This is a genomic window from Pseudomonas sp. 13159349 (genome assembly GCF_013305685.1).
GTDB lineage: Bacteria > Pseudomonadota > Gammaproteobacteria > Pseudomonadales > Pseudomonadaceae > Aquipseudomonas > Aquipseudomonas asiatica.
On record NZ_CP045553.1, the window covers coordinates 955,714 to 967,838 of the forward strand.

Consider the following 12,125-nt stretch of genomic DNA (forward strand, 5'->3'; position numbering starts at 1 on the left):
CCATCATCCGGCCCCTACGCTGCGCTCCGGGGTTCCCTCACTCCGGCCTTGCTCCCGGGAGTACGCGCTGCAGGCCCCATCCATGGGGCCTCAGCGCTTGACGGGCATCCATGCCCGTCACCTCCCTCCGCAAGGCCTGCGTTCGGCCTCCTGAAGTCGCGAAGATCAAGATCAAGATCAAAAGCCAGATCAAAAGCCAGATCAAAAGCGGGGGTGTGAGCTGAAGTTGCCGCTGATGCTGGCCTGAAGCCGGCGATAGCCGCAGCGCTATCAGCGCAATAGCGAACGGTGGTTGTCCTGAAACCTGCGAAAGAGGACAATTATCGGCTTCCCGTCACAACCAGCGACCTTGCATGGCCTTTCTTGCACTTGGTATCAACCATAAGACTGCCTCGGTAGACGTACGCGAGCGCGTGGCGTTTACCCCAGAGCAGCTGGTAGACGCCCTGCAGCAGCTCTGCCGACTGACATCCAGCCGCGAAGCGGCGATTCTGTCGACCTGCAACCGTAGCGAGCTCTATATCGAGCAGGACCACCTGTCCGCCGATGCCGTGCTGCAATGGCTCGCCGACTACCACCGCCTCAGCCTGGACGAGCTGCGCGCCAGCGCCTACGTGCACGAAGAGCACGAGGCGGTAAAGCACATGATGCGGGTGGCCTCCGGCCTGGACTCGCTGGTGCTCGGCGAACCGCAGATCCTCGGCCAGATGAAGTCCGCCTATGCCGTGGCGCGTGAGGCCGGCACCGTCGGCCCGTTGCTCGGGCGCCTGTTCCAGGCCACCTTCAGTGCCGCCAAGCAGGTGCGCACCGACACTGCCATCGGCGAAAACCCGGTGTCGGTGGCGTTTGCCGCGGTCAGCCTGGCCAAGCAGATCTTCAGCGACCTGGGCCGCAGCCAGGCCCTGCTGATCGGTGCTGGCGAAACCATCACCCTGGTCGCCCGCCACCTGCATGAGCAGGGCGTGCGCCGTATCGTCGTGGCCAACCGTACCCTTGAGCGGGCCAGCATCCTGGCCGAGCAGTTCGGTGCGCACGCGGTTCTGCTGGCCGACATCCCACAGGAACTGGCCAACAGCGATATCGTCATCAGTTCCACTGCCAGCCAGTTGCCGATCCTTGGCAAGGGTGCTGTCGAGAGCGCGCTGAAGCAGCGCCGGCACAAGCCGATTTTCATGGTCGACATTGCCGTACCGCGCGATATCGAAACCGAAGTCGGCGAACTGGATGACGTCTACCTGTACACTGTCGATGACCTGCACGACGTTGTGGCAGAAAACCTCAAAAGTCGCCAGGGCGCGGCCCAGGCCGCCGAAGAGCTGGTGTCGGTGGGGGCAGAGGACTTCATGCTGCGCCTGCGCGAGCTGGCCGCGGTGGATGTGCTCAAGGCCTATCGCCAGCAATGCGAGCGCCTGCGCGACGAAGAACTGCAAAAGGCCCAGCGGCTGCTGGCCAACGGCGGCAACCCCGAAGACGTACTGGCCCAACTGGCCCGGGGGCTGACCAACAAACTCCTGCACGCGCCCAGCGTGCAATTGAAAAGGCTCTCGGCCGAGGGCCGCCTCGATGCGCTGGCCATGGCCCAGGAACTCTTTGCCCTCAACGAGGGCTCGACGGACAAATCCCCGCAATGAAAGCGTCGCTGCTGAACAAACTGGAAATCCTCCAGGACCGCTTCGAAGAACTCACCGCTCTGCTTGGTGATGCCGAGGTCATTTCCGACCAGACGCGCTTTCGCGCCTATTCCCGTGAATACGCCGAAGTCGAGCCGGTCTACGCTGCTTATAAAGAGTGGCGCAAAGTCCAGGACGACCTCGAAGGTGCCCAGGCGCTGCTCAAGGACAGTGACCCGGACCTGCGCGAAATGGCCGTGGAAGAAGTGCGTGAAGCCAAGGAACAACTGCTGACGCTGGAGTCGCAGCTGCAACGCATGCTGTTGCCCAAGGACCCCAACGACGGCCGCAACGTGTTCCTCGAAATCCGCGCCGGCACCGGTGGCGACGAGGCGGCGATCTTCTCCGGCGACCTCTTCCGCATGTATTCGCGCTACGCCGAAAAGCGTGGCTGGCGCCTGGAAATCCTCTCCGAGAACGAAGGCGAGCACGGCGGCTACAAGGAAATCATCGCCCGCGTCGAAGGCGAGAGCGTGTACGGCAAGCTCAAGTTCGAGTCTGGCGCGCACCGCGTGCAGCGCGTGCCCGAGACCGAATCCCAGGGCCGTATCCACACCTCCGCGTGCACCGTGGCGGTACTGCCCGAGCCGGACGAGCAGGCGGCTATCGAGATCAACCCGGCCGACCTGCGGGTGGATACCTATCGCGCATCCGGTGCCGGCGGCCAGCACGTCAACAAGACTGACTCGGCGATCCGGATCACCCACTTGCCCACCGGTATCGTGGTCGAGTGCCAGGAAGAGCGCTCGCAGCACAAGAACCGTGCCCGCGCCATGTCCTGGCTGTCGGCCAAGCTCAACGACATGCAGACCAGCGCCGCGCAGAACGCCATCGCCACCGAGCGCAAGCTGCTGGTCGGCTCTGGCGACCGTTCCGAGCGCATCCGTACGTACAATTATCCACAGGGGCGGGTGACCGACCACCGTATCAACCTGACCCTGTACTCGCTGGACGACATCCTCGCCGGCGGGGTAGAGGCGGTGATCGAGCCGCTGCTGGCCGAATACCAGGCCGATCAACTGGCCGCTCTGGGGGACTGATGACCATCATCGCCAGCCTGCTGCGCAACGCGCAGTTGCCAGAGTCGCCTACCGAGCGGCTGGATGCCGAGTTGCTGTTGGCCGCGGCCATCGGCAAATCGCGCAGCTACCTGCACACCTGGCCCGAGCGAATCGTCAGCAGCGAAGATGCCGAGACCTATGCTGGCTACCTGCAGCGCCGCCGTGGCGGCGAACCGGTCGCCTACATTCTCGGGCTGCAGGGCTTCTGGAAGATCGACCTGGAAGTGGCACCGCATACCCTGATCCCGCGGCCGGATACCGAGCTGCTGGTCGAAGCTGCCCTTGAACTGCAACCCGCCACGCCGGCCAAGGTCCTTGACCTGGGCACCGGCACCGGCGCGATTGCCTTGGCCCTGGCCAGCGATCGCCCGGCCTGGCAGGTGACCGCAGTGGACCGCGTGGAGGAGGCTGCAGCCCTGGCTGAGCGCAACCGCCAGCGGCTGGGCCTGGCAAACGCCCAGGTACGGCTCAGCCACTGGTTCGACAGTCTGGCCGGCGAGCGTTTCGACCTGATTGTCAGCAACCCGCCCTACATCGCTGCCGCAGACCCGCATTTGGTCGCCGGTGATGTACGCTTCGAGCCCAGCAGTGCGCTGGTGGCCGGTGCTGATGGCCTGGACGATCTGCGCGTGATAGTTGCCCAGGCGCCCGCGCACCTGGTACCGGGTGGCTGGTTACTGCTGGAACACGGCTACGATCAGGCAGCGGCGGTGCGCGCCTTGCTGGCTGAACAAGGCTTCATCGAGGTCGTCAGCCGCACGGACCTGGGCGGCCATGAACGCATTACCCTGGGGCGCCTGCCATGCTGAGTGATCAGGAACTGCTGCGTTACAGCCGGCAGGTTTTGCTGGCCCAGATCGACATCGACGGCCAGTTGCGGCTCAAGCAGAGCAAGGCGCTGATCGTCGGGCTTGGCGGCCTTGGCTCGCCCGTCGCCTTGTACCTGGCCGCCGCCGGGGTCGGTGAGCTGCACCTGGCGGACTTTGACACCGTCGACCTGACCAACCTGCAACGCCAGGTGATCCACGACAGTGCGAGCGTGGGCATGAGCAAGGTCGATTCGGCCCTGCAGCGCCTGCAGGCAATCAACCCGGAAATCAGCCTGGTTGCCCATCGCCAGGCTCTGGACGAGGACTCGCTGGCGGCCGCTGTGGCAGCGGTCGACCTGGTGCTGGACTGCTCTGACAATTTCGGTACCCGCGAGGCGGTCAACGCTGCCTGCGTCGCGGCTGGCAAGCCGCTGGTCAGCGGTGCGGCGATCCGCCTGGAAGGGCAGTTGTCGGTGTTCGACCCACGGCGTGACTACAGCCCTTGCTACCATTGCCTGTACGGCCATGGCAGCGAAGCCGAACTGACCTGCAGCGAAGCCGGCGTGATCGGCCCATTGGTGGGCCTGGTAGGCAGCCTGCAGGCGCTGGAGGCGATGAAGCTGCTGGCCGGGTTCGGCGAGCCGCTGGTCGGCCGCCTGCTGTTGATCGATGCTCTCGGCACTCGTATCCGCGAATTGCGGGTCAAGCGCGACCCGGCTTGTGCGGTCTGTGGTAAGCGCGATGGCTGAGCGATCGGCGCCGGTCGGCGTGATGGACTCCGGGGTTGGCGGCTTGTCGGTACTCGCCGAGATCCAGCGCCTGCTGCCCAACGAGACGCTGCTGTACGTGGGCGATTGCGGCCACATACCCTACGGAGAGAAGTCGCCGGACTATATCCGTGAGCGTCTCCGGCGCATTGCTGCGTTCTTCCATGAACAGGGCGCCAAGGCCATGGTACTGGCCTGCAATACCGCCACGGTGGCGGCGGTGGCCGACCTGCGCGAGTTGTACCCGAACTGGCCGCTGGTGGGCATGGAGCCGGCGGTGAAGCCCGCTGCCGCCGCTACGCGCTCTGGCGTGGTCGGTGTGCTGGCCACTACCGGTACCCTGCAGAGTGCCAAGTTCGCTGCCTTGCTCGATCGTTTTGCCAATGACGTACAGGTCATCACCCAACCTTGCCCGGGCCTGGTCGATCTGATCGAGACCGGTGACCTGGCCAGCCCGGCGCTGCGCCAGTTGCTGCAAGGTTATGTGCAGCCGTTGCTGGCCGCTGGCTGTGATACGTTGATTCTCGGTTGCACCCATTACCCCTTCCTGCGCCCGTTGCTGGCCGGCATGGTGCCAGCCGACGTCGCCATCATCGATACCGGTGCTGCAGTGGCGCGCCAACTGCAGCGGCTGCTGGGCGCGGATGACCTGTTGGCCGATGGGCCGGCCAGGGATACCCGCTTCTGGACCAGTGCCGATCCGCAATCTCTCAGGAAGATCCTGCCTTTGCTGTGGCATAAGTCGGACAGCGTGCAAAGCTTTTCATTGTGAAAAAAACGTGAAAAGAAGCTGAACTATTGTACCGCTGCCGTTTTCTACCGCCTTGCCTGAAATGAGGCGGATACCAATAACAGCAAAGAAGGATGTTGCTCATGAAGAAGCTGCTCGGCTTGGCGGCGGCTGCCGTCTTCACCCTGGGGCACTCACTGTCGGCGCAGGCTGCCGACGTTTCGTTTTCGGTGGGGCAGACCGGTGACTCGACCATGGTCTACCGGTTGGGGCTGCAATCGAATTGGGAAGCGAGTTGGTGGCAGACCAGCGTCGGGCGCCTGACGGGGTATTGGGATGGGGCCTACAGCTATTGGGATGGTGACGAGACCGCGAGCAACCATAGCCTGTCGTTCGCGCCGGTGTTCGTCTACGAGTTTGCCGGGGAGTCGGTGAAGCCTTATATAGAGGCTGGGATTGGCGTGGCGGCATTCTCCAGCACCGAGCTGGAAGACAACGAGCTGGGCTCGGCATTCCAGTTCGAGGATCGCATCGGCTTTGGATTGCGCTTTGCCGGTGGGCATGAGATTGGCGTGCGGGCGATTCACTATTCCAACGCGGGCATCAAGCAGCCCAACGATGGGGTGGAGAGCTATAGCCTGCATTACCGCATGACGCTCTGAGCTCTCCTTCCACGGGGGCTCGCATTGCCTGAGATCTACGAGGTACCTGGGGAGCAACTGTCTTGCCCCGTTACTCAGGCTACCTCATTACCCTGTAGGAGCAGCCTTGTGCTGCGAAGGGGGCGGTAGGGCAGCAGATGTTCTTGTGCAGTAATGGTCTCTTCGCAGCACAAGGCTGCTCCTACAGGCCCTGCGCATGGCTTCAAGTCGATGTGGTCTAGGTGGAAGCCGGTACGGTCACTACATCGATTGCTTGTGTGACAAAGGCCACAGGCCATTGAGATCCAAAGCCTCCAGCACAAGCTCGGGCTCCCTCTGCGGCCACCGCCGCAGCAACTCTTCCGCCGCATTCTGCGGCGTCCACGCCTCCGGTATCGCCTGCGCCGGTGTCACGGGTGTCTTCAGCGACTGCGGCCCCACCACGGTCAGCTCAACCCCCTGCGCCTTCAACGCCTGACGCTGCTCGCGCATCCATTGTGGCATGTTGTTCCAGCCCGCAGGCACCTGCGTCGGTGCATGCAACTGCAGCGCTGAATAACGGTTGAACACCGCCATCACCTGCGGCGAGTCACCCTTCGCCAACAACGGCAGCGCACTGGCCAGGCAATGCTCGCCGGCCAACTGGTTGTCCGTGACGATCGCCTCGAACAACTCGCTGTCAGCCACATCGTCCGCCAGGTAATCGCTGGTACCGGCGTTGATGATCAAGCCATCCAGCGCGCACCAGGCATGGCAGATCTGCTGGCTGGCCTGGGCCGCCTGATGTTCTTCGTGCAACTGCCACGGCAAGCGCAACAGCTGGCTGCCGTAGCGTGCACCCAAGGCATCCAGTGCCTCGCCATGCTTCGCGCTTGCAGCTACCCGGTGTCCTTGCCCGAGCAGCCCCTCCACTAAAGCCAGGCCAAGTCCATTGCCTGCTCCCGTCACCCAGATACTGCGTGCGTTGTTCAAGATGCTGCCCTCTGATCCTGCCGGCGCGGGAGGTTCTTGAATGCCTCCAGTGCGCGCTGACGACTGCTGTCGAGATCGACAATTGGACTGTGGTAGGAATATCTAGCAAAAAGATCGGCCGACTTCACGGGGAAATGAATGGCTTTTTCATCAACCCCCTGCAATTCCGGCAGCCAGTGCCGAATGAAACGCCCTTGCGGGTCGAATCGCTGCGACTGTGAAACCGGGTTGAAGATGCGGAAATAGGGCACTGCGTCGGTGCCAGTGGACGCGCTCCACTGCCAACCGCCGTTGTTGGCGGCCAGGTCGCCGTCTATCAAGTGGCGCATGAAATGCCGCTCGCCCTTGCGCCAGTCGATCAGCAGGTTCTTGCTGAGGAACATGGCCACGATCATGCGCAGGCGGTTGTGCATCCACCCGGTGTGCAGCAGTTGGCGCATGGCGGCGTCGATGATCGGGAAGCCGGTTCGGCCCTGTTCCCATGCTTCGAGGTCGGCCGGTGCATCGCGCCAGGGCAGGGCTTCGGTCTGGGCGCGGAAGGCGCGGTGACGCGAGACCTGTGGATAACCGGTCAGGATGTGTTTGTAGAATTCGCGCCAGAGCAGCTCGTTGATCCAGGTTTGCACGCCGCTGCTGCCGCTGTCGAACTCGCCGCGGTTGCTGGCCAGGGCACCGTGCAGGCACTGGCGTGGCGAGATCACGCCGGCGGCCAGATAGGCGGAGAGCTGGCTGGTACCGGGCTTTGCAGGCAAGTCACGCAGCTGTTGGTAATCGTCGATGGTTTCATCGAGAAAACGGGTCAGCCGCGCCTGCGCTTCGGCTTCGCCGGCCGGCCAGTGGTCGCGCAGCGCCTGCGCGGGTTTTTCGAAGCCGTCCACGTGCTGTGGGATCGGGTCGCTGCTGACCTGCAGCGGTGCCTGGCGTTTTATCTGGCGGGCCAGGGCAGGGAGGCTGCGGTGCAGGTGCTCCAGGCAGCTCTTCTTGAACTGGCTGAACACCTGGAAGTAGTCGCCGCCGCGGGTAAGGATGGTGCCCGGGCGGAACAACAGCTGGTCGAGGTGGCTGTGGGCCTGGATGGCCGACTTTTCCAGCAGCGCGCGGGTGGCGTCGTCGCGACATTGCTCGTTGATGCCGTACTCCTCGTTCCAGTGCACGCTTTGCACCTGATGTTGGCGGCAGACATCGAGTACGGCCTGTGGCGCCTGGTCCCAGGTGTCGATCCTGCGGATCAGCAGGGGGATGTTCAAGCGCTCCAGCGACTGGCGCAGGTCGCGCAGGTTGCGCAGCCAGAAGTCGACTTTGCAGGCGGCGTCGTCGTGGGCCAGCCATTGCCCGGGGCTGACCAGCCACAGTGCGAGGGTCGGGCCGCGTTCGCTGGCGGCGGCTAGCGCGGTGTTGTCATCGATGCGCAGGTCGCTGCGCAGCCAGGTCAGGTGCATGGTGCGGTCATCTCTCCAGGCTGGCGGTCATGGGCTTGCAGCAAACGCAATGCCGCCTGCGGGGTATCGAACAGAGCAAGATTGGGCAGCCCCAGGGCGCGCAGCCGGGTTTCATGCAGCGCCAGCGTCGGCCCGCCAGCCAGGGTCGGCACGGGCAGGTTGGACAGGGTACGGTGCAACGCCTTGTCATCGATACGTGGCCCCAGGTGCAGGAGCACGGCGCGTGGCTTGAGCATGGTGGCTGCGCGTTGCAGGTGCGCGCCAGCAATGGTGTGCTCCAGCACTTCGACCGGCAGGCCGTTGCTGGTGAACAGCCAGGCGCACAACCACAAACCGGGGCTGAAAGTGTGTTCGCTGTCTTCGGCCAGCAAGATGGCAGGCCCATGCAGCAACTGGTTGTCGTGGTAGACCCTGGCGCCCAGCTTGCTGCGCAGCCAGCTGTGGAAAAACACCTGTTCCAGCCGTGCGTTGAAGTAATTGCGCCAGCGCAGGTCGAGGAGGTCGAGCAGCGGCAACAGCAATTGCTCGCACAGAGTGACGGCCGGGTACAGGGCCATCGCCTGGTTGAGCTGCTGGTCGAGGGCGCGCTGCGACAGCGTGGCGATGGCCTCGATCAGTTGGAACTGCCGGGCTTGCCAGTCGCCTTTCGGCGGCGTGCTGGCCGGTTTGTCGAGCAGCTCTCGTACCTGGCCGACGGAGGCGCCGCGCTGCAGCCAGGCAAGGATCGCTTCTACTCGTTCGACCTGCTCCAGCGGATACAGGCGATGGCCCTTGGCGGTACGTTGGGGCTTGAGCAGGCCGTAGCGGCGCTCCCAGGCTCGCAGGGTGACGGGATTGACGCCCGTGCGGCGAGCCAGTTCGCCGATGGGCAACAGGATCTCAGACGGCATTGCGCAGGCCCAGGCTCTCGGGGTGCGGCTGGAGGTATGCCTGCTGCTGCAGATACGGATCGGGATGCTTGCGCAAATGGTGCTTGAGCAGGGTCAGCGGCACTACCAGCGGCACTACACCTTGCTGGTATTGGCCGATGATGGCCTGCAGCTCGGCTTTGTCCTGCCGTGTGAGGATGTCCTTGAAGTAGCCGCTCAGATGCTGTAGCACGTTGCAATGAGTGCCGCGGCTGGCACAGCGGCGCAGAGCCTGCATCAGCTGGCTGAAGTAGCGCGGGCCGATGCTTTGCGGGTCATCGTCCTTGCTCATGCTGCCGAGCAGGCGCCCGAGGCTGCGATAGGCCTGCGGGTTGTTGGCCATCAACAGGTACTTGTAGCGTGAGTGGAATCGCACCAGAGCGCCACGGCTTAGGCCTTCGGCCAGCAGGCGCTGCCAGTCGGCGTAGGCGTACACGCGGCTGATGAAGTTCTCGCGCAGTACGGGGTCGTGCAGGCGGCCTTCTTCTTCTACCGGCAGGTCCGGCCGCCGTGCGCAGAACGCCTGGGCATACACTCCCCGCCCACCGTGAAAGGCAGGGTGGCCATTGTCCTGGTATACCTTGACCCGCTCCAGGCCACAGGAAGGCGATTTCTGCATGAAGATGTAGCCGCAGATATCATCGAGTTCCGCCGCCATTTGCTCGCCATAGCTGCGCAGCGGCCCGGTCAGGTCCATTCCGGGGTTGCGGGTGCCTACCACTTCCGGCTGCTCGGGGTCGCCGACCAGGCGGATCGGGTCGCGCGGCACGCCCAGGCCGATGGCCACCTCCGGGCATACCGGCAACCAGTCGAAATGTTCCTCGAGTTGCATACGGCACAGGTCGGAGGCCTTGTGGCCGCCGTTATAGCGCACGCTGTGCCCGGTCAGGCAGGCGCTGATGGCGATACGCGGCTTGCTGTGGGCGGATGATTCGTGCATGGGCTGCCTCCAAAAACCTGTACGAGACAAAATAGTTGTACAGGTTCATTCCAGCACAGCCCGGAAGTTATGCAAACAGTTTTTTTTGTATAACCCTACATCACTCGAGATGTTCGAGCAGCCGACGCGCCGCTTCCTGGCCACTGAGCCAGGCGCCTTCGACACGGCCGGACAGGCACCAGTCGCCGCAGGCATACAAGCCTTGGTCAGCATCGGCCAGCGCGCCCCATTCATGGTTGCTGCTCGGACGGGCATACAGCCAGCGGTGGGCCAAGGCAAAAGTAGGTGCGGGCACCACACAGCCAACCAGCTCGGCGAATTCGCCCCACAGCTGTTCGATCACTTCCTCCTTGGGCAGGTCGATGTGTTGCCGGCTCCAGTCCGAGGTGGCGTGCAGTACCCAGGTGTCGAGCTGCTCGTCACGCTCGGGCTTGCTACGGTTGCGCGCCAGCCAGTCGAGCGGGTTGTCCTGCACGAAGCAGCCTTGCATCGGGGTGTCCAGCGGGGTCTGGAAGGCCAGGGCGACGGCCCAGGTGGGCTCCATCTGCACACCGGCGGCCACGGCCGCGAGCTTCGGGGTAGCGGCAAGCAGCGGCGTGGCCTGCGATGCCGGCACGGCGATCACCACGCGGCTGTAGGGGCCGTGGCTGCAGCCTTCGGTGTCCTGCAGGTGCCAGTACTGCTTGCCGCGGAACACTTCGGCGATGCGGCAGCCGAAGTTGACCGTCACGTCCTTGAGCAGGCCGCGGGTGATTGCACTCATGCGCGGCACGCCCACCCAGCGCGTCTGCTCGTCGGGGGAGGGGCTGAGTTCACCATCCCGGTAGTTGTACAGCTGTGGCTTCCATTGCGCGGCCCAACCGGCGGCAACCCATTGCTGTACCTGCTCGACGAAGCGGCGGTCACGGGCCGTGAAGTATTGGGCGCCGAGGTCCAGCGCGCCAGCTTCGCTGCGCTTGCTGGCCATGCGCCCGCCACTGCCGTGGCCCTTGTCGAACAAATGCACGGATTGCCCGGCCTTCTGCAAGGCCTGGGCGGCTGACAGACCGGCGATACCGGCCCCGATGATGGCGATAGGTACTGTCATGATGGCCTCTTCAAACCTTGCTGTAAGCAGACTACGCTGTCAGGCAAACCTGTACAATGCTCAAATGTTGTATAAGGTTATTCCGTGTTGGCAGGCAGGTTGGCCTATGTTTATCCGAGAGCGTCGGGTCAAAAAAGTGCCTTGATGTTAAAAATAGACCACCGCCGCATTCTGCGAGGACACAGCCATGCATATATTGCTGACAGGCGGCACCGGGTTGATTGGCAAGCACCTGTGCCAGTACTGGCTCGGCCAGGGTCATCGCCTGACGGTGTGGAGTCGGCGGCCTGAACAGGTGCCGAAAATTTGTGGGACCGGCGTGCGTGGCGTCGCCCGCCTGGAGCAACTGGAGGCGGACGATCAGCTGGACGCGGTGATCAACCTCGCCGGCGCCCCGATTGCCGACCGGCCCTGGACGGCGACCCGGCGCAACCTGCTGTGGGCCAGCCGCGTCACCCTCACCGAGCAGTTGCTGGCTTGGCTGGGCAGCCGCGAACAGCGCCCGGAAGTGTTGATTTCCGGCTCGGCGGTGGGCTGGTATGGAGACGGTGGCGAACGCGAGCTGACCGAGGCTTCACCGCCGGTGCGCGAAGATTTCGCCAGCCAGCTGTGCATCGCCTGGGAAGAGACGGCGCTGCGTTCCCAGGCCCAGGGCATTCGCGTGGTGCTGGTGCGTACCGGGTTGGTTCTGGCCAGTGATGGCGGCTTTTTGTCGCGCCTGCGCCTGCCCTTCAAACTGGGGCTGGGCGGGCCTTTGGGCGACGGGCGGCAGTGGATGCCTTGGGTCCATATAGACGACCAGGTCGCCCTGATTGATTTTCTCTTGCAGCACAAGGATGCCAGCGGTCCTTATAATGCCTGCGCCCCGGAGCCGGTGCGCAACCGCGAGTTCGCCAGGCGCTTGGGCCGCACCTTGCACCGGCCGGCGCTGCTGCCAGTGCCGGCACTGCTGCTCAAGGCGGGGCTGGGTGAGCTGTCGACCCTGCTACTCGGCGGCCAGCGCGCCCGCCCGGCACGCTTGCTGGCGGCAGGCTTCACCTTCCGCTTCAACGATTTGCAATCGGCTCTGGACAACCTGTCCAGCCGCCTCTGACATAGGAC

General features: G+C 64.0%; 12 protein-coding genes. 7 read left to right on the forward strand and 5 right to left on the reverse strand.

Annotated features, from left to right (window positions below):
* The first annotated feature begins 353 nt into the window (after window positions 1-353).
* From hemA to GEV38_RS04440, 6 genes are all read left to right on the forward strand, one after another.
* The gene (gene hemA / locus GEV38_RS04415) at window positions 354-1,631 is read left to right on the forward strand and encodes a glutamyl-tRNA reductase (protein WP_013970908.1); all 1,278 of its coding nucleotides are present in this window, start codon (window positions 354-356) and stop codon (window positions 1,629-1,631) included.
* A complete protein-coding gene (prfA, locus tag GEV38_RS04420) occupies window positions 1,628-2,710 on the forward strand; it encodes a peptide chain release factor 1 (protein WP_013970909.1) in 1,083 nt (360 codons plus the stop codon). The genes hemA and prfA overlap by 4 nt, the downstream gene beginning before the upstream one ends.
* Complete coding sequence (gene prmC / locus GEV38_RS04425; protein ID WP_054572347.1) at window positions 2,710-3,540, forward strand: peptide chain release factor N(5)-glutamine methyltransferase; 831 nt, start codon at window positions 2,710-2,712, stop codon at window positions 3,538-3,540. Before prfA ends, prmC begins: the two co-directional genes overlap by 1 nt.
* On the forward strand, window positions 3,534-4,289 hold the full coding sequence (locus GEV38_RS04430; RefSeq protein ID WP_013970911.1) for a molybdopterin-synthase adenylyltransferase MoeB: 756 nt from the start codon (window positions 3,534-3,536) through the stop codon (window positions 4,287-4,289). Before prmC ends, GEV38_RS04430 begins: the two co-directional genes overlap by 7 nt.
* Entirely contained in the window at window positions 4,282-5,079 is a 798-nt protein-coding gene (murI, locus tag GEV38_RS04435) for a glutamate racemase (protein ID WP_015268944.1), read from the forward strand. The genes GEV38_RS04430 and murI overlap by 8 nt, the downstream gene beginning before the upstream one ends.
* 101 nt (window positions 5,080-5,180) lie before the next feature.
* On the forward strand, window positions 5,181-5,699 hold the full coding sequence (locus GEV38_RS04440; RefSeq protein ID WP_015268945.1) for an acyloxyacyl hydrolase: 519 nt from the start codon (window positions 5,181-5,183) through the stop codon (window positions 5,697-5,699).
* Between the two features lie 240 nt (window positions 5,700-5,939).
* Here the strand turns inward: GEV38_RS04440 and GEV38_RS04445 are convergent, their stop codons facing one another.
* From GEV38_RS04445 to GEV38_RS04465, 5 genes are all read right to left on the reverse strand, one after another.
* A complete protein-coding gene (locus GEV38_RS04445) occupies window positions 5,940-6,650 on the reverse strand; it encodes an SDR family oxidoreductase (RefSeq protein WP_043935321.1) in 711 nt (236 codons plus the stop codon).
* On the reverse strand, window positions 6,647-8,089 hold the full coding sequence (phrB, locus tag GEV38_RS04450) for a deoxyribodipyrimidine photo-lyase (RefSeq protein WP_015268947.1): 1,443 nt from the start codon (window positions 8,087-8,089) through the stop codon (window positions 6,647-6,649). The genes GEV38_RS04445 and phrB overlap by 4 nt, the downstream gene beginning before the upstream one ends.
* The gene (locus tag GEV38_RS04455) at window positions 8,080-8,979 is read right to left on the reverse strand and encodes a MerR family transcriptional regulator (RefSeq protein WP_015268948.1); all 900 of its coding nucleotides are present in this window, start codon (window positions 8,977-8,979) and stop codon (window positions 8,080-8,082) included. The genes phrB and GEV38_RS04455 overlap by 10 nt, the downstream gene beginning before the upstream one ends.
* A complete protein-coding gene (locus GEV38_RS04460; protein WP_015268949.1) occupies window positions 8,969-9,937 on the reverse strand; it encodes a DUF523 and DUF1722 domain-containing protein in 969 nt (322 codons plus the stop codon). Before GEV38_RS04460 ends, GEV38_RS04455 begins: the two co-directional genes overlap by 11 nt.
* A gap of 100 nt (window positions 9,938-10,037) precedes the next feature.
* Window positions 10,038-11,024, reverse strand: a complete 987-nt coding sequence (locus GEV38_RS04465; protein ID WP_054572346.1) for an NAD(P)/FAD-dependent oxidoreductase — start codon at window positions 11,022-11,024, stop codon at window positions 10,038-10,040.
* Window positions 11,025-11,211: 187 nt separating this feature from the next.
* Between GEV38_RS04465 and GEV38_RS04470 the strand changes: the two genes are divergently transcribed.
* A complete protein-coding gene (locus tag GEV38_RS04470) occupies window positions 11,212-12,117 on the forward strand; it encodes a TIGR01777 family oxidoreductase (protein ID WP_054572345.1) in 906 nt (301 codons plus the stop codon).
* The last annotated feature ends 8 nt before the right edge of the window (window positions 12,118-12,125 follow it).